The 21,401-nt window shown below is 67.7% G+C and carries 26 protein-coding genes; 10 read left to right on the forward strand and 16 right to left on the reverse strand.

Annotated elements, in window-relative coordinates:
• Positions 1-9 precede the first annotated feature (9 nt).
• A complete protein-coding gene (locus tag EJK15_RS76585) occupies positions 10-237 on the forward strand; it encodes an aldehyde dehydrogenase family protein (RefSeq protein WP_276615469.1) in 228 nt (75 codons plus the stop codon).
• 189 nt (positions 238-426) lie between these two features.
• Here EJK15_RS76585 and EJK15_RS37435 read toward each other — a convergent pair whose 3' ends face one another.
• The 3 genes from EJK15_RS37435 to EJK15_RS37445 form a co-directional block, all read right to left on the reverse strand.
• Positions 427-840: an SRPBCC family protein gene (locus tag EJK15_RS37435; protein ID WP_138715203.1), complete on the reverse strand. Its 414-nt coding sequence runs from the start codon at positions 838-840 to the stop codon at positions 427-429.
• Positions 841-946: 106 nt separating this feature from the next.
• Positions 947-1,327: a hypothetical protein gene (locus EJK15_RS37440; RefSeq protein ID WP_138715204.1), complete on the reverse strand. Its 381-nt coding sequence runs from the start codon at positions 1,325-1,327 to the stop codon at positions 947-949.
• Positions 1,324-1,881, reverse strand: coding sequence for a MarR family winged helix-turn-helix transcriptional regulator (locus EJK15_RS37445; RefSeq protein ID WP_138715205.1), 558 nt, complete (start codon positions 1,879-1,881; stop codon positions 1,324-1,326). Before EJK15_RS37445 ends, EJK15_RS37440 begins: the two co-directional genes overlap by 4 nt.
• A 29-nt stretch (positions 1,882-1,910) precedes the next feature.
• Here EJK15_RS37445 and EJK15_RS37450 point away from each other — a divergent pair, with 29 nt between their 5' ends.
• Complete coding sequence (locus EJK15_RS37450; protein WP_276615470.1) at positions 1,911-2,555, forward strand: aldehyde dehydrogenase family protein; 645 nt, start codon at positions 1,911-1,913, stop codon at positions 2,553-2,555.
• 242 nt (positions 2,556-2,797) lie between these two features.
• On the opposite strand, the gene EJK15_RS37455 is transcribed toward EJK15_RS37450, so the two are convergent.
• Positions 2,798-3,391, reverse strand: a complete 594-nt coding sequence (locus tag EJK15_RS37455) for a hypothetical protein (protein ID WP_138715207.1) — start codon at positions 3,389-3,391, stop codon at positions 2,798-2,800.
• A 91-nt stretch (positions 3,392-3,482) separates the two neighbouring features.
• On the opposite strand from EJK15_RS37455, the gene EJK15_RS37460 reads away from it, so the two are divergent.
• Positions 3,483-3,866, forward strand: a complete 384-nt coding sequence (locus EJK15_RS37460; protein WP_206061340.1) for an alpha/beta fold hydrolase — start codon at positions 3,483-3,485, stop codon at positions 3,864-3,866.
• A gap of 239 nt (positions 3,867-4,105) precedes the next feature.
• Here EJK15_RS37460 and EJK15_RS37465 read toward each other — a convergent pair whose 3' ends face one another.
• From EJK15_RS37465 to EJK15_RS37480, 4 genes are all read right to left on the reverse strand, one after another.
• Positions 4,106-4,678: a TetR/AcrR family transcriptional regulator gene (locus EJK15_RS37465; RefSeq protein WP_138715208.1), complete on the reverse strand. Its 573-nt coding sequence runs from the start codon at positions 4,676-4,678 to the stop codon at positions 4,106-4,108.
• Positions 4,679-5,221: 543 nt separating this feature from the next.
• Entirely contained in the window at positions 5,222-6,133 is a 912-nt protein-coding gene (locus tag EJK15_RS37470) for an alpha/beta hydrolase (RefSeq protein WP_138715209.1), read from the reverse strand.
• A gap of 72 nt (positions 6,134-6,205) precedes the next feature.
• On the reverse strand, positions 6,206-7,021 hold the full coding sequence (locus tag EJK15_RS37475; protein WP_138715210.1) for an oxidoreductase: 816 nt from the start codon (positions 7,019-7,021) through the stop codon (positions 6,206-6,208).
• A gap of 301 nt (positions 7,022-7,322) precedes the next feature.
• Positions 7,323-7,643 (reverse strand): hypothetical protein, encoded by a 321-nt coding sequence (locus tag EJK15_RS37480; protein ID WP_138715211.1) that lies wholly within the window; start codon positions 7,641-7,643, stop codon positions 7,323-7,325.
• 25 nt (positions 7,644-7,668) lie between these two features.
• Here EJK15_RS37480 and EJK15_RS71150 point away from each other — a divergent pair, with 25 nt between their 5' ends.
• Positions 7,669-7,821: a hypothetical protein gene (locus EJK15_RS71150; protein WP_171074744.1), complete on the forward strand. Its 153-nt coding sequence runs from the start codon at positions 7,669-7,671 to the stop codon at positions 7,819-7,821.
• Between the two features lie 122 nt (positions 7,822-7,943).
• Here the strand turns inward: EJK15_RS71150 and EJK15_RS37485 are convergent, their stop codons facing one another.
• Positions 7,944-8,558 carry a TetR/AcrR family transcriptional regulator gene (locus tag EJK15_RS37485; protein WP_138715212.1) on the reverse strand — a complete coding sequence of 205 codons (615 nt, stop codon included), beginning with the start codon at positions 8,556-8,558 and terminating at the stop codon, positions 7,944-7,946.
• A gap of 232 nt (positions 8,559-8,790) precedes the next feature.
• Positions 8,791-9,642, reverse strand: a complete 852-nt coding sequence (locus tag EJK15_RS37490; RefSeq protein ID WP_138715213.1) for an alpha/beta fold hydrolase — start codon at positions 9,640-9,642, stop codon at positions 8,791-8,793.
• Positions 9,643-10,448: 806 nt separating this feature from the next.
• Here EJK15_RS37490 and EJK15_RS37495 point away from each other — a divergent pair.
• A complete protein-coding gene (locus EJK15_RS37495; protein ID WP_206061342.1) occupies positions 10,449-11,036 on the forward strand; it encodes a TetR/AcrR family transcriptional regulator in 588 nt (195 codons plus the stop codon).
• Positions 11,037-11,195: 159 nt separating this feature from the next.
• On the forward strand, positions 11,196-11,411 hold the full coding sequence (locus EJK15_RS37500) for a hypothetical protein (protein WP_138715215.1): 216 nt from the start codon (positions 11,196-11,198) through the stop codon (positions 11,409-11,411).
• A gap of 40 nt (positions 11,412-11,451) precedes the next feature.
• On the opposite strand, the gene EJK15_RS37505 is transcribed toward EJK15_RS37500, so the two are convergent.
• From EJK15_RS37505 to EJK15_RS37530, 6 genes are read right to left on the reverse strand one after another with little or no spacing between them, the layout of a single operon-like run.
• Positions 11,452-12,588 carry a Fic family protein gene (locus EJK15_RS37505; protein ID WP_138715216.1) on the reverse strand — a complete coding sequence of 379 codons (1,137 nt, stop codon included), beginning with the start codon at positions 12,586-12,588 and terminating at the stop codon, positions 11,452-11,454.
• 43 nt (positions 12,589-12,631) lie between these two features.
• Positions 12,632-13,669: a uroporphyrinogen decarboxylase family protein gene (locus EJK15_RS37510; protein ID WP_138715217.1), complete on the reverse strand. Its 1,038-nt coding sequence runs from the start codon at positions 13,667-13,669 to the stop codon at positions 12,632-12,634.
• 12 nt (positions 13,670-13,681) lie between these two features.
• Complete coding sequence (locus EJK15_RS37515) at positions 13,682-14,320, reverse strand: nitroreductase family protein (protein WP_138715218.1); 639 nt, start codon at positions 14,318-14,320, stop codon at positions 13,682-13,684.
• Positions 14,321-14,337: 17 nt separating this feature from the next.
• Positions 14,338-14,721 carry a hypothetical protein gene (locus EJK15_RS37520; protein ID WP_138715219.1) on the reverse strand — a complete coding sequence of 128 codons (384 nt, stop codon included), beginning with the start codon at positions 14,719-14,721 and terminating at the stop codon, positions 14,338-14,340.
• A 56-nt stretch (positions 14,722-14,777) separates the two neighbouring features.
• The gene (locus tag EJK15_RS37525) at positions 14,778-15,878 is read right to left on the reverse strand and encodes a glycoside hydrolase family 53 protein (protein ID WP_138715220.1); all 1,101 of its coding nucleotides are present in this window, start codon (positions 15,876-15,878) and stop codon (positions 14,778-14,780) included.
• 26 nt (positions 15,879-15,904) lie between these two features.
• Positions 15,905-17,875 carry a beta-galactosidase gene (locus tag EJK15_RS37530; RefSeq protein WP_138715221.1) on the reverse strand — a complete coding sequence of 657 codons (1,971 nt, stop codon included), beginning with the start codon at positions 17,873-17,875 and terminating at the stop codon, positions 15,905-15,907.
• Positions 17,876-18,055: 180 nt separating this feature from the next.
• Between EJK15_RS37530 and EJK15_RS37535 the strand changes: the two genes are divergently transcribed.
• From EJK15_RS37535 to EJK15_RS37550, 4 genes are all read left to right on the forward strand, one after another.
• Positions 18,056-19,372 carry an ABC transporter substrate-binding protein gene (locus EJK15_RS37535; RefSeq protein ID WP_138715222.1) on the forward strand — a complete coding sequence of 439 codons (1,317 nt, stop codon included), beginning with the start codon at positions 18,056-18,058 and terminating at the stop codon, positions 19,370-19,372.
• Positions 19,369-20,253: a carbohydrate ABC transporter permease gene (locus EJK15_RS37540; protein ID WP_138715223.1), complete on the forward strand. Its 885-nt coding sequence runs from the start codon at positions 19,369-19,371 to the stop codon at positions 20,251-20,253. Before EJK15_RS37535 ends, EJK15_RS37540 begins: the two co-directional genes overlap by 4 nt.
• A complete protein-coding gene (locus EJK15_RS37545; RefSeq protein WP_138715224.1) occupies positions 20,253-21,137 on the forward strand; it encodes a carbohydrate ABC transporter permease in 885 nt (294 codons plus the stop codon). Before EJK15_RS37540 ends, EJK15_RS37545 begins: the two co-directional genes overlap by 1 nt.
• The coding region (locus EJK15_RS37550) for a LacI family DNA-binding transcriptional regulator (RefSeq protein ID WP_138715225.1) at positions 21,137-21,401 on the forward strand (265 nt) is incomplete at its 3' end. The genes EJK15_RS37545 and EJK15_RS37550, both read left to right, overlap by 1 nt.

The following is a 21,401-nucleotide window of genomic DNA, read 5'->3' on the forward strand; positions in this document are numbered from 1 at the left end:
GGCGATCACATGATCTTAGTCCGGCACCCCGGCGATTCCAGCGGTCACGGGCCGGGCTCCGCCTCCGCCGGCCTCGCCTGCCCGTCGCCGGAGGGTCTCGAGGTCGACTTCAAGCCCGCCGAGCAGTCACCGCTCAGCGCGCTGCGTGCCGCCGAGCTCGCCGTCGAGGCCGGCCCGCCACTCGGCGTACCCAACGTGGTCCCCGGACTCGGCCTGTCGCTGACGAAGCTGTCATGAGGCACATGCGAGGGTCGTTAGCGCTGGTCAGCGCTATTCCGAGGGGCCCGTGGGCGGCTGCGCAGCGAGGGGCGGGAGGTGCATCGCGCCGACGTCGCCATCATGTCCCCCTAACAGGAAGACAACGTGCGCCGCTTCGGCGAGTACATCTAACCCTCCCCTTTCCAGGGGTTCACATGGGTAGGTGGCTCAGCTGCGTGCTGCGGCCTCGATCGCCTGCTTCATCTCCAATGCGCCGTGTTCGATGCGAATGCGGATCTCGGCGGCTTGCGTGTGTGGCAGCACGTTAGTGGTCCAGATCAGCCGGCCCGCTTCGTCGCCCTCCGGGCGAACTTCAAACGAGGCGTGGTGGTGCTCGAGCGGGGGTCTCGCGCCTTCAACAACGGAATAGGCCAAGCAGCGGGAATCGTCATCGATCGCGACAATCAGCTCGCGGATGACGTGCCCGTCGGGAAAGGTCAGGAACCGCTGGTCGCCCTCCAGCCGGGTGTCGATGACACGGCCCGGCAGCAGGCGCTCGTGCACGGCTCCGACGTCGCGCAGCACATCCCAGATGTGCTCGGGGGACGCGTCGATGACGATCTCGTGGCGGATGGAGGCCATGACGCCGGGAACTCCTCTCCACCTGCGATGCTGCCGTCGCGAGTGCACCGACGCCAAACTCGTCAACGTCTTTCGCGCCTTTGACACGTGCCTGGGGCGCGTCGTTTCATAGCTCGATCTGGGCCTTCATCGGCTGCCAGGGCGAGGCGTCGAACAACAGCATGATCGACACGATCTTGCCGCCGTCCAGCCGGAAGTGCTCGGCCGTGCGCTGAGTGCCGACCGGCGTCGCGGTGTGCACGTCGTACACGAGCGTGGCCTCTACTTCGCCGTACAACTCACTGATCAGCTCGACGCCGGTCACGATCGACACGAACCCCGGCAAGGTCGCCAGATGGCCCGTCCGATCGTCGGAGGTGATGAACGGGCTCTGGAAGCGGAACGGCTCTCCCAGGTGCGCCGCCGCCGCGGACACCTCGCCACGGAAGCGGGCCTCGTGATAGCCGCGCACGGTGCGACGGGTCTGTTCCTGAGCTGTCGTGGTCATGGCTGCTGTCCGATCTGGCGCAGATGGTCGGCGAGGCGATGCTGGTTGGCGGCCAGCCGCAGGCACAGGTCGCGCAGAACGACCAGTTCTTCAGGAGCGAACCCGTGGAACATCGCCCGCATGGCAAGCTGCGACGGCCTGCGGAACGCCTCCATCCACGCCCGCCCGGCAGGTGTGATCTCGGCCAGAACCGAACGTCGATCCTTCGGGTCGGGAACCCGGCGGACCAGCCCGTCGTGCTCCAGCGTGTCGACCAAGCCGGTGACGTTGCGGGAGCTGACCCCGGCGGCCCGGGCCAGCTCGCCGATGCTGATGCCGTGCTCGCTGCTGTTGAGGCGGATCAGCAGGTCGAGCGCGCCCGCGCTGACCCCTCGTCCCTGAGAGCCGTGGGCGCGCATGCGCTCGACGGCATGGTTGGCGGTGCGGACAGCGGCGCCCGCCTCGAAGATGAGCAGGTCTCCGTCGCCGTCGGTGAACTGGGTCATCGCGGCCCTGACCCGAGGATCGTAGAGGAGGCCGTCAGAGTCGCTCTCATAGATATTTACGTCCTTCATTATGAAGTAGCACAATAGTACGTGCTTCCATACTTTGCCAATCCATGGCGCATCAGGAGCTTCTCGAGCACGTCACCGCCCATGCCGATGCCATCCGGCTCGGCGATCCGCTCGACCCGATGACTCAATTCGGCGCCGTCATCGACCACGACAGCCGGGACAGCGTCCTCGCCCACGTGCATGAAGCCCTGCAGACCGGTGGGCGGCTCCTGCGCGGAGGTCATGCCGCCCGCGAGGACACAGGCGGTGCCTATGTCCAGCCGACCATCATCGACAGGGTCGCCAACACCACCCGGCCGGGCCAGGACGAGGTGTTCGGCCCGGTGCTCGCCGTCATCGAGTTCGACGGACCCGACCAGGCCATCGAGCTGGCCAACGCCTCGGCTTACGGCTTGGCCGCCGGGGTGTGGACCGCCAGCATCGACGTGGCTCTCACCGCCGCGAAGCGGCTGCGGGCCGGGACCGTCTGGATCAACAATTTCGACGACAGCGACATCACCACCCCTTGGGGCGGGTTCAAACAGTCGGGCATCGGGCGCGACAAATCGCTGCATGCTTTGGACAAGTACACCGAACTGAAATCCACCTGGATCAGCATCAGGTCCCCGGAAGAGACGTCGAGCAGGCCCCGTAGCCTCGCAGGGTCACGCGGTCGGCCACACCCCGGCGTCTGATCGTCGCTAGGGCCGGCTGTGACGTGCCACGGTTAATGTCGCCGCGCTCTTGTCGTGGTGGTTCGGCTGCTGGTTGATGGACTGAGCCGGATCACGATAGTTGGAACCTGCTCACGCTTGTTGGAACCGGTGGGTAGGCGGGCTTTCTGTCACTGTGACCGCCATCTATAGATGGCGGTTCCCAGCTGTTGTTGGCGGGGAGCCTGGCGCCGCGGACGATCGAGTGAGGCCAAGCTCCGTGTTCATGCCCGGAAGCCGGGGGTGGGCCGAGTCCAGAGGGTGAGGTCGCTGCTGGTAGCGACGGCGAGGGTGAGGCCCGAGGGCGAGAATCCGGCGGCGCGGAATGTGGAGTAGTCGGAGTGGAAGATGTGCCACCAGCCTTGTCCCGGTGGGTCCTTGTAGATGTCGCCGCCCGCAGATAGCAGGGCGCGGTCGTTGGGCCATTCGGGACTGACGACGTCGAGGCCCCAGCCGTCCGAAGTGGTGCTGTGAAGGCCGCCACCGAAGAGGCCGGCAATGTGCACCCGAGTGCCTGCGATTGGCCCGAGACCGGGGCAGGTGAGGTCTGGGGAGGCGTCGGGTGTGCTGGTGTCGGGGTCGGGATCACGATCTCGGGCAATCTTCTCGCCGGTGACCGCGTCGAAGAGCCCGTGGCCGTCGTTGGAGACGACCATGACCAGATCTCGTCTGCTCTCTGGATGGACGGCGAAGCCGATGCCCAGCAGGCCACCGATGGGCGTTCTGTTGTCCAGCACCGGTTGCCAGGGCGCCGGCACCTGGACGACGGGAGCAGCCAGAAGGTGCCGGCGCAACCGTTGCTGATAGTCCGAGATCAACACATCCCCCTATGCGGCGGCGATCCTTGATCAGGTACGAATCCGCCAATTAAACCTGAGGGCGGTGCTCTCGCTTCGTTCGCCTGCCCACTTGCTCACGTTGCAGGACCCGAAGCAGTTCCTCTTCTTCACCAGGACCCGCAACGGGCGTCGGGCCGGCAAGGAGTTCCTGGCACGCCTGAAGGAACGCACCGACAACCGGGATGAGGCGATCTCCCTCAAGTCCTACTTCGCCCAGCTCACGGCCATCCACCGCTGGGGGCTGGAGCAGCCGTCAGACCTCTCCGTCATTCGCCAGCCCGTGCTCGTCGCGAACGGCGAGAGCGACAGGATGGTGCCGACGAAGAATTCGGCAGACCTGGCTCGACGCCTGCCGGACAGTGAGCTGGTGATCTACCCCGACGCCGGCCACGGCGGCATCTTCCAGTTTTACGGGCAGTTCATCGGAAAGGCCCTCGAATTCCTCCAGCGGTAACACCCGAGGAGGAGGCGACCCCTTCGCCCACGACAGTCGCGGTCGAGGGGGCCGACCTCGCAGAATCCGCACGACCGGTCGTCAGCCCCGCCTGCTTGAGCCGTGCGCGTTCCGCCGCAGGCAAGTGGCCGAAGCTCTGCCGCCGTGTCGATCCTCGACAGCCGAGCCAGGAAGGCGCGGCGCCTCCGGGCGCCCAGCCTTTCCGCCGCTGCGGCGCCGTGGAACGCCGCGAATGTTGCTCAGCGAAGGAATGTGAGGGCGTTCTGGATACCCTGTTCGAGGACCTCGTCGGCGAGCTTCGGGTCGGACAGGGCACGCGACAACTGCAGCGTTCCCACCGCCATCGTGAAAAGCCCGAGCGCCTTTCCGTACGCGGACTGCGGATCGTCAGGAGCCAGGCGGGCGGCGATCTCGTCCACGATGGCCCGCGCACCGTCGGTGTAGGCGTGCTTGGTTGCGGTCGCGCAGCGCCCGATCTCGTCGAGCAGAGCGGCCGAAGCGCATCCGGCGCCGGGATGGTCCCGGTGCTGAGGCGACAGGTAATCGCGTAGGAACTCCTCCAGTCCCGCTCGGCCGGGCGGCAGCGTGCTGAACGTCTCGGCCTGGGTACGCAACTGGTCGGCAACGACCCTGGCGACCAGATCATCCTTGGACGTGAAGTGGGCGTAGAACGCGCCGTTGGTCAGCCCCGCGTCCGCCATCAGCGTGGCGACGCCGGAGCCGTCGATTCCGTCCTGCTTGAACCGGTGGCCGGCCGTCTCGATGATCCGCTGCCGCGTCGCCTCCTTGTGCTCCTTGCTATAGCGCGCCACAGGGCTCCTCCATTCGCTCGGCAAGACCATCGCCTCACCCATCGTAGATCATCGCCTGACGTATGTAATATTACGATCGGCACGCAAGGTGATGAGCGACCCTCTCCGCTCTATGTATCGATCGACGTCATTGGCCCGCTTAGTGGGGCGCGGAGTTGATCCGAAACAGCGCGACGAGTTGACAAGAAGTGAAGGTCGCCAGGGGTACGCAGAGGGTGTGCAGGTAAGGGCGTGTCTACGGCAAGCGTGCCGTGCAAGGCCACGGCCGTTGCCTGTGCTTCGGGCGTCGGTGGCGGGTTGGTCGGCGTGTGCCGTGATGGACGGGGCCATCTGGTCCCGCCGGGCGGCGGCGCGTCCGAGTCGTGCCACACATGATCTGATCAATCAATGACCCACCGGCCGCCGCCTTGCAGACACAGGTCCACGGCGCCTTGTCACTTTCCGTAGGTTGGTCGGCGCGCCGGCCCGGAGGGCGTACGTACTTGGCGGCGCGGGCCACGGAGCCGACGCCCGTGACGTCAAGTTGCAACGGGACTCTTCTGCTCAGGCACCGAGATGCCGGCGCAGCCACTGACCCATCTGCTCGATCGCCTGGTCCACCTCGGGCACGCGCCCGGCAGCCAGGATGAAAGAGTGCTGGCCCTCGGGCATCGGGTGGACCTCGGAGGTGACCTTGAAGTCCGCGAGCCGGCGCCCGAAGTCGGCGCCGTCTCCGGCGAGGGTCTCGTAATCGCCGTAGTAAACGCTCGTGGGCGGCAGGCCGGTCAGATCGGCGTTCACGATGCTGATCTCGGGGTCGGCGAAGTCCACGGCGGGGTCCTGCAGCCACGCACCCCGGAAGAGCTCGAGCGTGCCCCGGCTGAGCATCTTGTCATGTTCCTCGTTCTCGTCCACCTTCATGTTCTGGATGGTGAGGTCGGTCCACGGCGAGATGCTGACGATCGCACCCGGGGTCGCCTCGCCCTTGGCGAGCAGGCGCAGCGGCAGCATGACCGCGAGGGTGCCTCCGATGGAGTGGCCCGTGCTGCCGATGTTCCGCGGCTCATATCCCTGTGAGAGCAGCCACCGGTAGGCCGTCTCGGCGTCGTCGAGCTGCGCCGGATACGGGTGCTCGGGCGCCAGGCGGAAGTCCACGACGAGCGAGCGAACTCCTGCCGCCTTCGCGATGTGACCGGCGGCCTTGCGGTCCGAATGCATCGAGGCGGTGACCGAACCGCCGAAATGGAAGTGGAGCAGCGCTCGGTCGGGGTCGGCGCCCTCGGGGATGCACCACAGGGCGGGGACGCCGTTCGCGTCCACCTCGGCGTAGGTGACGCCTTCCGGCTCGGTCGAGGCCAGATGGTGCGTCTCGACGATGTCGCGGACGATGGCCAGGTCGAGGCCGGGTGTCGAGGACTTCGCGCGCACTCCTTCAAGGAACTGTGCGAACTGCTGTGCTTCTGGACTGATTCCCATGATGATGCTCCTTTTCAGGTCAGCGCTGCGTGCGCTTCTCGCTCGCAGTCAGGTCGATGTGCTGGGGCGACGTCAACCGGGCATCCGGTTGAGTTTGCGGATCTGCTTGTCGAAGACCCCGGCGGGGACGAGGCGGCGCGCTGTGCTGACGCGTGAGGCAAGCGGGCCGGCGGTGTAGCGCAGCTTCGGCTTCGGGTCGGTGGCTGCCGTGACGATCACCTTGGCGACGACGGCGGGGTCGTCGCCGTCCTTCATCGCCGCTGCGATCACCTCGTCGAAGATGCGCCGCCGCTCCGCGTACAGAGGCAGCGGGGTGTCGGGCTGCGCGGCGTTGGCGTCGAAGCCGGTCTTGGTGTAGGCGGGCTGGACGAGGAGGACGCGGACGCCGTGCTCGCGGACCTCGTGGTCCAAGGACTCGGAGTAGCCCTCGATCGCGTGCTTCGCCGCGACGTAGAGGGCCATGTAGGGCTGGGGGGTGATCCCGAGGACGGACGAGATGTTGATGATGCGTCCGCCTCCCTGAGCGCGCATGTGCGGCAGGACGGCCTTCGTCATGCGGATGACGCCGAAGACGTTGATGTTGAAGATGCTCTGGGCCTGGGCGACGGAGTTTTCCTCGACGGCACCGGCTGAGCCGATACCGGCGTTGTTGACGAGGACGTCGATCCGCCCGAACCGGTCGATCACCTGCTGGACTGCAGCGGCGGCGGATTCGTCACCGGCCACGTCGAGGTCGAGATACGTCACACCGGCGGGCGGGGTGAGTCCCGAGGTCTTCCGGCCGGTGCCGATCACCTCGAAACCCGCTGCGACGAGGGCGCGGGCCGTTGTCTTGCCGATACCCGATGACGCTCCCGTCACGAGTGCTACCGGCCGGGTTGTCGCCATCACAGGCTCCTTGCATCATTGGATTACGATCGTTTGTCTTATGACCGTAATGCTATAGAGAAGAGCGGCGGATGGCAAGTGGGTCACCTCCGGCGACCGGAGAACCATGTGGTGCGGTACGGGAAAGGACAAGGTTCGGCGGTCGCCCCCGTAGCGTGGATCGGCCGCCGGGTCAGTTGCGTACCCACCCCGTCCCCACGGGTCGGCACGCGGTGGGACCGTCCTCCTCCGCACTGACCAACGGGCTGTTGCGCAACAGGCCCGTGGACCTGCGTCTACGACCGAAGCGGCCAAGCCTTCGTCAGGCCGCGAAAACCCGGGCCTCGTAGCGGCGCCAGGCGCGTCGGGCGGTGAGGCGCAGCAGCAGACGAAGCGGCGCAGGCGCCTTGGCGAGTGCCTGCGCGGTGACCTCCGGGTCACCGACCTCCACGTACAGGCCGAAGACCATGGGAAGGTGGTCGGCGACCACACCGGCCCGCTTGCGGTCGCCGTCACCGACGGCGCCCACCAATGACGCGCCGGAGTCCAGGGCGCGGCGGAACGCGTCATGCGCCATGACCATGTCGCGGACGTCGGTCAGGCAGGGACCGTGCAGGGCGCCTGGCGTGGCATTCGTACTCATCAATCGTCTCCTTCGCGGGGGTCCCATGCCGGAGACACGAGCGCTGCCGGCCTGGTCGTCGCTGTCCATGGGTGGATCGAGGAGCGTCCACGTCGACCCGTTACGCCAGATCACCGACCGGATCAAAGTCGTCGCCCGGGGCGGACAGCGCTTGCGGCGGCGTGATCCGGTCGTGTGACACAGCACCTCGATCCGCCACCGGCATCCGGGCTCGTCGGCCAAGCGCAGCATGTGCAGGGCCTCTGCCATCGGCACGTAGTGCGCGATCGCGTCACGCCTCACAGCCCAGTCAGTGATGCCTCAAACAGTCTCCGCCCCGGGGTGAAGGCCCTCTCTGATGAGCATCAGCGCCGCCGACTTGGCGAAGTCAAACGCTTGGATGTCACCCAGCGAAGTGGCTAGTGCCGTGGCCCCTTCAAAGAGGACGAACAGTTGGCTCGCGAGTTCTTCCGGATCGCGTGCGTCCGCCTCGTGGGCCGTCCGCAGCAAGCGTCGGCGGAACTCCTGCTTGTGGGCAAGGATGACATTCTGCGCCGGATGCCGAGGCTGTTTGATCTCAACGGCCGCATTATGGAACGGGCACCCTCTGAACTGTGCTCCCAGAGACGGGGGGTCAAACAGTGCTATGAGACGTTCCCGAGGCGGCAGATCCTCTCGCTCCAATGCGCGTTCGTTGCTATCCGGTGCCTGATCGCACCAGGCCAAATAGGCTGCTATTATCTCGTCCTTGTCTTTGAACTCCTCGTAGAGTGTTCGCTTGGAAACGCGCGCGGAGCTCGTTACGTCACTGACGCTGGTGGCGTGAATTCCGCGATGATAAAAAAGCGCCGCCGCAGACGAAAGAATCCGCTCCCTTGGTGCGCGATTGCGGTAAAGGGGGTCGAGCGGCGGAGTTGATTCGTGACTTCTGCTCACGTGGTACCCATGGTTCTCGTCGAAAATCGGAATGGCCGCCCCGGTCTCCTCGGCGACGCCGACGCGTCACCGCGGCCAAGGTCGATTATCGGCTCAGTCCTGGCTCGGCGTGACCGGCCGCCAGGCGCAGGCCACGCTCTCACGATGGCACACTCCCGGCCGGCACCGGCGTGCCGTTCGGCACGAGCGGCCCAAGCATCCACGTGGTAGCGCCTCGCCAAGGGAGCGGCTGTCAGCTGAAGGGAACCTCCGTGTCGAGGAACTGTGTGACGTCGTTCAGGAACAGCCGCGGGTACTGGAACTGCGCGCCATGCCCGGCATCGGGATAGATGACCAGCTGCGCGTTGGGAATGTGCTGAGCCAGGATATAGGAGTTGATCGTGGGGAGCATGACGTCCCGGTTGCCGTTCGCGACCAGCGTGAGCTGAGTGATCTTCGCGAGTTCGGCGTCGCGGTCCACCGGCGAGGTGTTCCACTTCTCCATTGCCGCTGCCTGCGCCTGAATCGTCTGCGGCGACGACGGCGGATCGACATCCTCGGTGCGCTGGTGGCGGCGCGCCCAGAAGGCGCGGCCGGCCTCTTGCGCAGCCGGCGACGAGCCGAAGAACAGGAACAGGAAGTCGTCCACGGTCGGTACCGGGTTAACCGCCACCCGCGGGACGTCAGGGTGCGCATCGGCCATGTCGCCGTTGGGCGGAACGGTGCCCAATAGGATCAGGCGACGCACCGACTCGGGATGGCGCAGCGTCAACGACTGTGCAACCGCGCCGCCGAGGGAGAACCCGAGCACGTCGACCAGGGGCAGGTCGATCGCGCGCAGGAACGCCGCCGCGTCATCGGCCATGGTCTCGATGCTGTCCGGTACCTCACCGGCTGATGCTGCAATTCCGACATTGTCGAACAGCACAACAGGTCGCTTCGCGGCCAGGCCGTCGGTCAGCAGGGGATCCCAGTGGTCCATCCCTGCACGGAAATGCGGCAGGAGCACGATCGGGACACCGTTGTCCGCCCCGAAACGGCGATATGCCAGACGGACCCCATTGACGTCCACGAATTTCGTGGGCGCATTGAAATGCGTATACATGCGGCTGACTCCTCGGTTCGACACGACGAGGACCTCCCGAGCCCACCCAAAGCGCCGGTGACCTGCTGGATCCTGCTTCCGACCCAGACGGTACCACGCTATCTCCCTTTTGGGTACCGACTGGTACCAGGATGTGCACCTCACTTGGTACCAGTCGGTACCCAAAAACTTAGAACGGCCGACAGAATGAGCTGGATAGGTCCTGATGGCCGTGCCTGGATGGCGAGTTGGCCGTTTTCCGAGCCGTGGTGACTTCGCCGTGGATCGTGCCAGACGACTCGTGGGAGCGGATCGAGCCGCTGCTGCCGAAGAGGGAGCGGAGAGGTTCAGGCGAGCCCGCCACCACACTCCGCACCGGCTCCGCGACCGCAGACGGCGTCTCGCCCAGCACCTCGGCCACCGCTGCACGCGCACCAGACGCTGAAGCACACGTTCCGCCTCACCGAGCACGGCCCCCACCCGTACGACCTCCTCCCGCAACCGCGTGATCTCTTCCCGGACCCTCTTCTGCTCGATCGGATGAGTCCGGGCCATACCGTCACGCCTACGCGGCGCCGCCCGGACTCGCGCGCTGAGCGGACCGAATGGGCCCACGTCAGGTCTGTCGACCTTGCGCTGACCGATCAGCCGCGGCGATCATCGCGCGCTGCGGCCAGGTGATCGGCAAACGGCAGATCGAGCAACTGGCGACGAGGCGGCCGGCCGTCACCGCTGCCGACAAATTGAATTACGTTCGCAATACCATAGACTGGGCAGTTCGGTGAAGGACAACCGGTCCTGCCGGCGGCGAAGGAGCGTGTGGTGTGGTGCGGTACAGAAAAGAGCACAAGCAGGAGACGAAGCGGCGGATCATCGAGACGGCCGGCCGTCGGTTCAAGCGGGACGGCATCGACGGCTCGGGGGTCTCGACGCTCATGAAGGACGCGGGGCTGACCAACGGCGCCTTCTACACCCACTTCGAGTCCAAGGAGGACCTCGTCGCCACAGCCATCGCCGAGCAGTTGAAGGCTCAGGCCGAGAACGTCGTCGCGCAGGCGAAGCCCGGCCGTGCCGGACTCGAGCAGATCGTGCGGGGCTACCTGTCGGTCCAGCACCGGGACAGCCTTGGCGACGGCTGCCCCAACGCCGCTCTGCTCGACGAGATCGGGCGCTGTACGGACGCAACCAGGCAGGCGTACACCGACGGCGTGCTGGTCCTCATCGAAGGCCTCGCCGCCCGCATGGTGCCCGACGACCCGTCCTCGGCACGCGTGAAGGCGCTCAGCCTCCTCGGCCTGATGGCCGGGACGCTGCAGCTCTCCCGCGCCCTGACCGACCGTCGACTCGCCAAGGCACTCCTCGATCAGGGCATCAACAACGCCCTCGCCGTGCTGGACGCCGAGCAGCTCGTCTGACGCACCGCATCCCCAGCCCCAGGCTGTAGCTCGGGAAACGCTCGACGCCGGCACGTTCTCCCGAGCTGCGCCGCGCGCAGGCGTTGAGCCGCTTCGCGTCCTGGCTCGGCATGCCGTATCAGCAGAGTTTCACGAGGCCGTGATACTTCGCTCGCCACCGTGGACGTCACGCTGAGTGACGTGCATCCGGACATGAACATGAGCAAGGCGCACGCCGCAGCCACGCTTAGCAGCACGTACGTCTCCGCCGACAAGGTCGCCGTCGAGATCAACGGCATGATGATCTATATACCTTGGAACGCGGTGAACGTCTATCTCGTCGAGGCTCACATCGACCCGGCGTCCTCGAACACGTCACCGCACGGCGTTCGCTGATGCCCGGCTGCTTGGCACGGCTCGTGCCTGCACAACTCAATTAGCGGCTGAAGGGGTCGGTCAGGGGCAGGGGGGTGCGGGCGGCATCCAGGGCGGCTTGGGGGAAGTTGGGTCCAGCTGTGTAAAACCGGGCACGGGTACGACCGATCGGGGTGAGGATCTCGGCTGTGACCAGGTCACGCAAGTCCCGCTGAGCTTGCTGGAGGCTCAGCCCCTCGGCTCGTTCGTAGCGGCTGCGGCGGACGCGGCCGGACATGGCCACATCGTGCAGAGCGGTGACGATTCGCTCGTCCATGCCCCGCCGCTCCGCAACTTCTCCGAGCAGCATCCACACACGGGTGGAGCGGTCAAGACGGTTCTTCACGGTCTGCGCCTGCTGATGATAGGCGGTGAGGTTGAAGCGGATCCAGTCGGAGACGTCTTGGTCGGGCCGGTAGGTGGAACCGCGCCGGGCGAGCACGGCGTAGTACTCCCAGGTGTTGCCCGGCCGCCCGAGCCACGCCTCGATGGAGGAGAACTCGGGTGCGAGCACGCCGTTCCTGGCGATCAACAGGGTTTGGAGGGAACGCGACATGCGCCCGTTGCCGTCCGCCCATGGGTGGATGGAGACCAGATGGAGGTGGGCCATTGCGGCTCTGATCAGCGAGTGCGAGCCGTCGCCGGTATTGAGCCAGTCGGACAATTCCCGCATCAGCGCGGGGACTACCTCCGCGTCCGGAGCCGTGTAGGCCGCGATGCTGGGGTCACGCGCGTCGGTGACGTAGACCGGCCCGCGGCGCCACTGTCCCGCAGGCTTGCGCGGCGTGTGCCGGTGCCCCTGGAGCATCCAATGCAGAGCGTTGAGGAACCCCGTGCTGTAGGAGAAGTCCTCCACATCATGGAGGGTCTGGATGTATGTCATCATCCGCTGGTAGGCGAGGGTTTCCTCGCGATTCTCATCGGAGACGTCCACGTCTCGCTCGCCCTCGAGTAGATCTTCCACATCGATCGTGGACACCTTGAAGCCCTCGATCGAGTTAGAGGCGGCGACGGCGTCGGCAGTGAGGAACTTTCGCAACCCTTCGGTCCACTTGCTCGGGGTGGACTGCACTTGGCGGCGGAGTTTCTGGCGAGCCACCTCGACCTCTTCGAGAACCCTCCGGTCGGCGGCGGCGAGTACGGGAGCCGGAAACAACATGACGCCATCATAGTATGACGCAATCATTGCGTCATACTCGTCCTTACGGGCCGAGTTCGGCGCGCAGCAGGCGGGCGGCGCCGGCCATGGCGCGCATCTTGCCCTCGGCCGACTCCCGCGGCAGGTACTTCATCCCGCAATCGGTGGCGATGACGATCCGCTCGGGCGGCACCCGCTCGAACGCCCTGCGCACCCGCCCCGCCACCACCTCGACCGGCTCCACCTCCGGCGTGGACAGGTCGATGACGCCGAGGATGATCGTCTTGTCCTTGAGGTCGGACAGCACTCCCAGGTCGAGCCCGGACTGCGCGGTCTCGATCGACACCTGCCGGACCGGGCAGCCGGCCAGCTCCGGCAGGAACGAGTACGCCTCCGGCCGGTCGTGGATGATCGCGGCGTAGCCGAAGCAGATGTGCACCGCCGTCGTGCCGGTGACGCCGTCCAGCGCCGCGTTCAGCGCGGCCAGCCCGTAGGCACGCGCCTGCTCCGGCCTGGCCTGCAGGTACGGCTCGTCGATCTGCACGATGTCCGCCCCGGCCGCGAACAGGTCACGGATCTCGGCGTTGACCGCCGCCGCGTAGTCCATCGCGGCCGCCTCGGCGTCCGGATAGTGATCGTTCTGCGCCTGCTGGCTCATCGTGAACGGGCCCGGCACCGTCATCTTGATCGGGCGGCCGGTGTGGGCACGCAGGAACCGCAGGTCGTCCACCTCGACGGGGCGCGGACGGCGGATCGGGCCGACGATGCGCGGGACCGGGTTCGGGTGCCCGCTGCGGTCCAGCGCCGTACCCGGATTGTCCACGTCGACACCCTCCAGGGCGGTGGCGAAGTGATTCGAGTAGCTCTCGCGGCGGATCTCCCCGTCGGTGATGATGTCCAGCCCGGCCCGCTCCTGGGCGCGGATCGCCAGCTCGGTCGCGTCGTCCTGAGCCTCGGCAAGATGCTCCGGCGGGATCCGCCACAGCTCCCTGGCCCGCACGCGCGGCGGGAACCGGCCGGCCAGCCTGGCGCGGTCGATCAGCCATTCGGGCTGGGCATAGCTGCCGACCAGCGACGTCGGAAGCAGCGGCAAGGATCTCACGGGGCCCTCCTCCTACCAGCGATCGAGGTGCAGCACGTCGCCGAGCGGCTGGCGCCGCGCCGGCCCGAACGTCTCCCCGGTGTAATAGGCGGTGGGGAGCAGCACGCCCTGGCGCACGTCGGCCGGGATGCCCAGCAACTCGGCGATCTCACTCTCGTATGCCAGGTGCAGGGTCGTCCAGGCCGTGCCCAGCCCGCGGGCACGCGCGGCCAGCATGTAGCTCCACGCCGCCGGCAGCAGCGACCCCCACAACCCGGCCTGGTTGCCCGGCGGCAGCCCGCCGCCCACCCCGATGCAGCCGATCACCAGCACCGGCACGTCACCCATGTGCTCACCCAGGTAGACGGCGCTCTCAGCGACGCGCCGCTGCGTGGCGGCCCGCGCCGGGTCGTCCTGGAACAGCGACCCGGCGGAGCCGCCGGACTCGTAGTAGGCGCGGAAGGAGCGGCCGTAATAGTCCCCGATCGTCTTGCGCAGGTCCGGGTCGGTGACCACGATCCAGTGCCAGGTCTGCCGGTTGCCGCCGGTGGGGGCCTGGAGGGCGATCTCCAGGCACTCGCGGACGAGCTCCATGGGGACGGGGCGGGTCAGGTCGAGGCGCTTGCGGACGCTGCGGGTGGTGGTGAGCAGCTCGTCTGGTTCGATCGTCATGAGCCCAGCATGTCAACCTAGCGGGTGATCCGCAGGGCCCATTCGACCTCAGTCGGGGCGTGGACCCGCGCCGTCAGCGTCTTCCTCGGCCCTATGTCCAGCTTGTGCAGACTCGGGCGGATCTCGCTCGCCACGCAGGGGGTGGTGATGACGATGCCCTGATCCAGGATGAGCTCGACCGTGCCGGCGCCTCGGCAGGTGAACATCGGCCACAGCGCTTGCTTGCCGGGCGGGATGTCCCCGATGTCCATGGATGACCGCCGCGGCCCGGCCTTGAGGATGGTCGTGGTGCCCGCCTCCAGCGGAGGCAGGCGTAGTGGCTCGCCGATCGCCGTACGAACGGTATCCCGTGTGCCCGCCCGCGTCACGCCCGTCACGCGCTTCCGCGCTCGCGGCCCCATCCCGTCGTCCTCCTCAAGGACGACGGGCCGGGGACGGGATGGGTGCGGGCCGGGGATCAGCCGCGGCCGAGCACCGGCATGGCCGGCAGGGCGCGGTCGTCGTAGTCGAACAGGGCCTGGTTCTCCCAGCCGTTGCCGGACGACGGGTCGGCCGGGTCCCAGCCGTTGCCCTTGACGCCGGTCCAGGTGGCCTCCCAGGTGAACAGGCCGAGGCCCAGGCCGTTCGGCACCTGGCGGACGATGTCGGCGACCTTCGCCAGCATCGCGGCCTGGCCCTGCGGGGTGGCCCGGTAGCCGGGGTACGGCTCGGGCGACAGGATGATGTTCTCCCAGCCGTCGTCGTCGGCCGTGGTGAACGGGTGCGCGGTCTCGACCACGACGACGGGCTTGCCGTACCTGGTGGCGACGTCGTTGATGTTGGCCTGGAACGCCTCCAGCGTGCCGTGCCAGTACGCGTAGTACGACAGCCCGATCACGTCGTACCGGATGCCGTTGGCGCCGGCGTTGTCGAACCACCACCGGTACAACCCGTTGTCGCCACCGTTGGCCAGGTGCAGCACGACCTTCGTCGAGCCGGACACCGCCTTGACCGCGTCGTAGCCGGCGTTCAGCAGCGCGGCCGTGTTCGCCCAGTTGGAGTTGGAGCCGTCCGGCCAGAGCAGGCCGCCGTTGATCTCGTTGCCGACCTGCACCATGTCGGCCGTGGTGCCCTGGCGGCGCAGCGCGTCGAGCACGTCGTACGTGTGGTCGTACAGGGCCTGCTTGAGCTGGTCGAACGGGAGTGATTCCCACGCGGCCGGCTTGAACTGCTTGCCCGGGTCGGCCCAGGTGTCGGAGTAGTGGAAGTCCACCAGCAGCTTCATGCCCTGCGCCTTGGCGCGCTTGGCGATCGCGAGCACCTGGGTCTTGGTGTTGTAGCCGTCGGCCGGGTTCACCCAGACCTTCAGCCTGATGTAGTTGAGCCCGGCCTGCGACAGGATGCGCAGCGCGTCGCCGCGGCGGCCGCGGGCATCGCGGTAGACGCCGCCGTAGGCCTCGGACTTGGCGAGGCTGGAGATGTCGGCGCCCCTGATCTGCAGGCGGGCCCCGGCGTGCGCCGGTTGCGCGACGGCGGTGAGGGCGACGGCTAAGAGCAGCGCGGTCAGGATGCGTTTCATCGGGATGCTCCCTGTGGTCGGGGGGTTTACACGACGACGACGACCGCGCCGGGCGCGACGGTGACCGGCCCGTCGTGGCGTACGCCGTCGAACACGCTCGTGCCGGTCACCCCCTCGACCGTCACGGGCTCGTCGCCGTGGTTGATCAGGAAGGTGTGGACACCCCGGCGCACCAGCTCCAGGGTGTCGGGCAGGCCGCGCGGGCGGGACACGGCCGCGTGGTCGAGCACGCCGGCCAGCAGGTCGCGCAGGCCGGTGACGGGGGCGGTGGCCAGGTACCAGGCGGTGCCGGCGCCCAGGTCGTGGCGGGTGAAGGCGGGGTGGCCGGCGTCGGGGCCCGCGGCGAAGTCCCGCACCGCCACCGCGCCCGCCGGGCGGATCCGCTCCGACCAGATGCGGGCGGTGTCGCCGCCCGTCAGTGCAACGGTTTCGTGCTCGCGCAGCGGGTGGAACTCCTCGATCGACAGGCCCAGCAGCTCGCGCAGCGCACCGGGGTGGGCGCCCGGGTGGATGGTGTCGTGCTCGTCGACGATGCCGGAGAAGTACGACACGAGCAGGTTGCCGCCGCCCTCGACGTACCGGTGCAGGTTCTTGGCGGACGCCTCGGTGAGCAGGTACGAGCTGGGCGCCACCACCACCCGATATCCCGAAATATCGGCGGAAGGGTGGACGAAGTCCACCGTGACGTGCTCCCGCCACAGCGCCTCGTAGAAGGCGTCCACCCGCTCCCTGAACGTCAGGTCGACCGACGGCCGCCAGTCCAGCTCCAGCGCCCAGTACGACTCCCAGTCCCAGACGATGGCGACGTCGGCCCGCACCCGGCTCCCCCGCAGATCGGCGAGCTTGCGCAGGTCGGCGCCGAACCGCACCACCTCGCGCCAGTGCTCGGAGTCGGTGCCGGCGTGCGGGACCAGTCCCGAGTGGAACTTCTCGGCCCCGAACCGCGAGGCCCTGAACTGGAAGAACAGCACGCTGTCGGAGCCGCGGGCCACGTGCGCGAGGCTGTTGCGGCGCATCTCGCCGGGCCGCTTGGCGATGTTGCGCGGCTGCCAGTTGACCGCCCCGGTCGAGTGCTCCATCAGCATCCATGGCGCGCCGCCCGCGACCGAGCGGGCCAGGTCGGCGGACATGGCCAGGTCGATGTGGTTGTCCGGCCGCTCCGCCTTGAGGTAGTGGTCGTTGGCGATCACGTCGAGCTCGCGGGCCCACTGCCACAGGTCGGTGGACTTGCAGTTGACGGTGCCGGCGAAGTTCGTGGTGACGGGCAGGCCAGGGGTGAGCTCGCGGAGGATGTCGCGCTGGAGCGCGTAGTGCTCGCGGTGCTGGCCGTCGCTGAAGCGGGCGTAGTCGAGGCGCTGGGCCGGGTTGACGACCGTGTGGTTGAACCGGGGGGCGTCGATCTCGGACCAGTCGGTGTAGGTCTGGCCCCAGAAGGTGGCGCCCCAGGCGTCGTTCAATGCGGAAATATCGCGATAGGTCACTCGAAGCCACTCACGCCAGGCCGCCACGCTGTGCTCGCAGTAGCACTCGCCGAGCGGCGCGCCGTACTCGTTGTGCACGTGCCACATGACCACGGCGGGATGGCCCCGGTAGTGCTCGCCCAGCGCGCGCACCAGGCGGGCGGTCGCCTCGCGGAAGGCCGGGGCGCTGGAGCAGGCGTTCTGCCGGCCGCCGAACCCGATTCGCGTGCCCTCCCTGGTCACCGGCAGCACGTCGGGATGCTTCGCCACGAACCAGGCGGGCGGCGCGGCGGTCGGCGTGGCCAGGTCGACCGCGACGCCGGCGGCATGCAGCCGGTCGATGATCTCGTCCAGCCAGCCGAACTCGTAGCGTCCCTCGGCCGGCTCCATCAGCGCCCACGAGAACATGCCCAGGCTGACCAGGTTCACCCCGGCCTCGCGCATGAGGGCCACGTCCTCCTCGAGGACCTCGCGCGGCCACTGCTCTGGGTTGTAGTCCCCGCCAAAGGCGATACCAGCAGGACGCTCCGGATACATCCATCCCCCTCGAAATGCTTCTGTGAACGTGCACAGTAACGCTCAGGTTGCGTCCGAGGGAACAGGCCATCTGCAACTTCCTGCTGGTGCAGGAGGTTAACGAGAACGTAACGACCCCTTGACGTTCATTTCCGGCCTGCTCCACTCTGTGCACGTTCACAGAACTTTACGGAGGTACGCATGCGCGCCAACCGCCTCGGAGCCGCCCTGGCCGTCGCTCTCACGGCCACCCTTGCGAGCTGCGGGTCCAGCGAGCCGGCCGAAAGCCCCGAGGCGGCGCAGAGCCCCACGGCCGCCGCCCAGGGTCCGGTCAAGCTCACGTACTGGACCTGGGCCCCGAACATGGACAAGATCGTCGCGGTCTGGAACAAGGATCACCCCGACATCCAGGTCACCGTCAGCAAGCAGGCCGGCGGCGACGACGCGGCCGCCAAGTACCTCACCGCGGCCAAGGCCGGCAACCCGCCGGACCTGGTGCAGGCCGAGTACCAGCACCTTCCGTCGTTCATCGCCGCCGACGCGGTGGCCGACCTCAAGGCCGAGACCGCGGCCGTCAAGGGCGAGTTCTCGGAGGGCCTGTGGGGGCTGGTCACTCTCGGCACCGAGGGCGTGTACGGGATCCCGCAGGACAGCGGCCCCATGATGCTCTTCTACCGCCAGGACCTGTTCGACAAGTACGGCATCGAGGTGCCGAAGACCTGGCAGGAGTACGCCGACGCGGCCCGCACCGTGCGCAAGAAGGACTCCAAGGCGTACCTCGGCACGTTCTCCAGCAAGGACCCGGGAGCGTTCACAGGGCTCGCCCAGCAGGCGGGCGCGCAGTGGTGGTCGATCAGCGGCGAGTCCTGGAAGGTCGACATCGCCGACGAGCCCACCAAGAAGGTCGCCGACTACTGGGGCGGCCTGGTCAAGGACGGCGCCATCGACGACATGCCGTTCTTCACCCCTGAGTGGAACAAGGCGCTCAACGACGGCAAGCTGCTGACCTGGCCGTCCGCGGTGTGGGCGCCGGGCGTGCTGTCGAGCAACGCGCCCAAGGCCAAGGGCAAGTGGGCCGTCGCGCCGCTCCCCCAGTGGAACGCGGGCGAGAGCTTCAGCGGCTTCTGGGGCGGCTCGTCCACGGCCGTGTCCGCCAAGACGCCGAACAAGGCCGCCGCCGCGCAGTTCGCCACCTGGCTCAACACCGACCCCGCCGCCCTGGAGCTGCTGGTCAAGGAGGCCGCGATCTACCCGGCGTCGACCAAGGCGCAGTCGGCGCTCGGCGAGGCGCCCGAGTACTTCTCCAACCAGCCCGACTTCTGGCAGCAGGCCGCCACCGTGTCCGCCGGGGCGCGCGGGTTCACCTTCGGCCCGAACGTCGGCGTGACGTACAACTCCTTCAAGGACTCCTTCGACAAGGCGCTGCAGAACAAGACGCCGTTCTCCGACGCCGTCCAGGCCATGCAGGACGCCACGGTCGCCGACATGCGTAAGTCCGGCTTCCAGATCGCGTCATGAAGCGGTCGGAGAGGGGGGCGTGGCCGTATGTCTTCCTGACCCCCGCGATGGTGCTGTTCACGCTCTTCCTGGCCGTGCCCATCGGCTACACGGTCTACCTGGCGATGCGCCGGACCAAGGTGTCGGGGCTCGGGCTCGGGAAGGGCGCGCGGCGCGAGGTGTTCGTCGGGTTCGACAACTTCGCCGCCGCCCTCTCCGACGCGGAGCTGTGGAACGGGTGGCTGCGGGTGCTCGGCTACGGCGCGCTGGTGCTGGTCGTGATGCTCGGCCTGGCACTGCTGTTCGCGCTGCTGCTTGACTCGGCGCGGGTGCGGCTGGCGCGATTCTCACGGATCGCGATCTTCCTGCCGTACGCCGTGCCGGGGGTGGCGGCCACCCTGCTGTGGGGGTTCCTCTACCTGCCGTCGCTCAGCCCGATCAGGGACGTCCTCGACATCGACTTCCTGGGCGCCACCACCGTCACGTACTCCATGGCGAACGTGGCCGTGTGGGGCGGGGTCGGCTTCAACATGCTGGTGCTCTACACCACGCTCCGGGCGATCCCGCGCGACCTGTACGAGGCCGCGCGGCTCGACGGCGCCTCCGAGATCCAGATCGCCCTCCGGGTCAAGATCCCGATCCTGACCCCGGCGATCATCCTGACCACCGTTTTCTCGATCATCGCGACGATCCAGGTGTTCACCGAGCCCACCACGCTGCGGCCGCTGACCAACACGATCAGCTCCACGTGGAGCCCGCTCATGAAGGTCTACCGCGACGCGTTCGTCACCGGCGACCTGTACTCGGCCGCCGCCACCTCGATCGTCATCGCGGCGATCTCGCTCGTCCTGTCGTTCGGGTTCCTGCGCGTGGTCCGCAACCGCGCCTTCGGGGAGGGCTGATGGCCGGGATCACCGCCACCACCACACACCGCCGCCGCGCCCGAGGCGCGGTCGCGGACCGGCCGTGGGGAATCGCGCCGACGGCGCTGCTCCTGCTCGGCGCGATCTACTGCCTGTTCCCGGTGCTCTGGGTGTTCATCGCGGCGACCAAGTCGCCCGGCGAGCTGTTCACCACCTCGACCCTGGCCTTCGGCACCGGCTTCCTCGACAACGTGGCGGACCTGTTCGCCTACCGCGACGGGGTGTTCTGGCGGTGGGGGGCCAACACGCTGCTGTACGCGGGCGGCGGCGCGCTGCTGTCCACCGGGGTCTCGGCGATCTCGGGGTACGCCCTCGCCAAGTACCGCTTCCCCGGCCGGAACGTGATCTTCAACCTGCTCATCGGCGGCATCCTGGTGCCGGCCGTGGTGCTGGCGATCCCGCAGTATCTGCTGTTCTCCAAGATCGGCCTGGCGGACAGTTACTGGGCCGTACTGCTGCCGCAGATCCTGCACCCGTACAGCATCTACCTGGCCCGCATCTACGCCACCGCCGCCATCCCGGACTCGCTGCTGGAGGCGGGCCGCATCGACGGGGCGAGCGAGTGGCGCCTGATGTCCCGGGTGGCGATGCCGCTCATGGTGCCCGGCATGGTGACGATCTTCCTCTTCCAGTTCGTCGCCATCTGGAACAACTTCCTGCTGCCGTTCATCATGCTCGGCGACGACGGCAAGTTCCCGCTCACGGTCGGCCTCTTCACGCTGCTGCAGTCCGGGGCGAACCAGCCGTCGCTGTACAACCTCATCCTCACGGGGGCGTTCCTGTCGCTCGTGCCCTTGATCGCGCTCTTCCTCACGATGCAGAGATACTGGAGGACCGACCTGTCCTCCGGAGCGGTGAAATAATGAAGCGCCCTACGATCCACGACGTCGCCGCCGCCGCGGGAGTGTCCCGCGGCACGGTGTCCCGCCTGCTCAACGGGGACAAGTATGTGAGCCTGGCGGCGCGCGTGGCCATCGAGCGGGCCATCTCGGAGACCGGCTACGTCGTCAACCGCGCCGCCCGCAGCCTGGTCACGCAGCGGACCGGCTCGGTCGCGATGGTGCTGTCGGAGCCGCACGAGAAGCTGTTCGAGGACCCCAACTACAGCACGCTCATCCGGGTCGCCA

This window comes from Nonomuraea basaltis, assembly GCF_005893125.1.
In the GTDB taxonomy this organism is placed as follows: Bacteria; Actinomycetota; Actinomycetes; order Streptosporangiales; family Streptosporangiaceae; genus Nonomuraea; species Nonomuraea basaltis.

Excerpts from the sequence above, each read along its gene's own strand:
- EJK15_RS76585 (WP_276615469.1), top strand. The coding sequence starts at position 10 with ATGATCTTAGTCCGGCACCCCGGCGATTCCAGCGGTCACGGGCCGGGC.
- EJK15_RS37435 (WP_138715203.1), bottom strand. The coding sequence starts at position 840 with ATGGCCTCCATCCGCCACGAGATCGTCATCGACGCGTCCCCCGAGCAC.
- EJK15_RS37440 (WP_138715204.1), bottom strand. The coding sequence starts at position 1,327 with ATGACCACGACAGCTCAGGAACAGACCCGTCGCACCGTGCGCGGCTAT.
- EJK15_RS37445 (WP_138715205.1), bottom strand. The coding sequence starts at position 1,881 with ATGAAGGACGTAAATATCTATGAGAGCGACTCTGACGGCCTCCTCTAC.
- EJK15_RS37470 (WP_138715209.1), bottom strand. The coding sequence starts at position 6,133 with ATGGGAATCAGTCCAGAAGCACAGCAGTTCGCACAGTTCCTTGAAGGA.
- EJK15_RS37475 (WP_138715210.1), bottom strand. The coding sequence starts at position 7,021 with ATGGCGACAACCCGGCCGGTAGCACTCGTGACGGGAGCGTCATCGGGT.
- EJK15_RS37480 (WP_138715211.1), bottom strand. The coding sequence starts at position 7,643 with ATGAGTACGAATGCCACGCCAGGCGCCCTGCACGGTCCCTGCCTGACC.
- EJK15_RS71150 (WP_171074744.1), top strand. The coding sequence starts at position 7,669 with ATGCCGGAGACACGAGCGCTGCCGGCCTGGTCGTCGCTGTCCATGGGT.
- EJK15_RS37490 (WP_138715213.1), bottom strand. The coding sequence starts at position 9,642 with ATGTATACGCATTTCAATGCGCCCACGAAATTCGTGGACGTCAATGGG.
- EJK15_RS37505 (WP_138715216.1), bottom strand. The coding sequence starts at position 12,588 with ATGTTGTTTCCGGCTCCCGTACTCGCCGCCGCCGACCGGAGGGTTCTC.
- EJK15_RS37515 (WP_138715218.1), bottom strand. The coding sequence starts at position 14,320 with ATGACGATCGAACCAGACGAGCTGCTCACCACCACCCGCAGCGTCCGC.
- EJK15_RS37520 (WP_138715219.1), bottom strand. The coding sequence starts at position 14,721 with ATGGGGCCGCGAGCGCGGAAGCGCGTGACGGGCGTGACGCGGGCGGGC.
- EJK15_RS37525 (WP_138715220.1), bottom strand. The coding sequence starts at position 15,878 with ATGAAACGCATCCTGACCGCGCTGCTCTTAGCCGTCGCCCTCACCGCC.
- EJK15_RS37530 (WP_138715221.1), bottom strand. The coding sequence starts at position 17,875 with ATGTATCCGGAGCGTCCTGCTGGTATCGCCTTTGGCGGGGACTACAAC.
- EJK15_RS37535 (WP_138715222.1), top strand. The coding sequence starts at position 18,056 with ATGCGCGCCAACCGCCTCGGAGCCGCCCTGGCCGTCGCTCTCACGGCC.
- EJK15_RS37540 (WP_138715223.1), top strand. The coding sequence starts at position 19,369 with ATGAAGCGGTCGGAGAGGGGGGCGTGGCCGTATGTCTTCCTGACCCCC.
- EJK15_RS37545 (WP_138715224.1), top strand. The coding sequence starts at position 20,253 with ATGGCCGGGATCACCGCCACCACCACACACCGCCGCCGCGCCCGAGGC.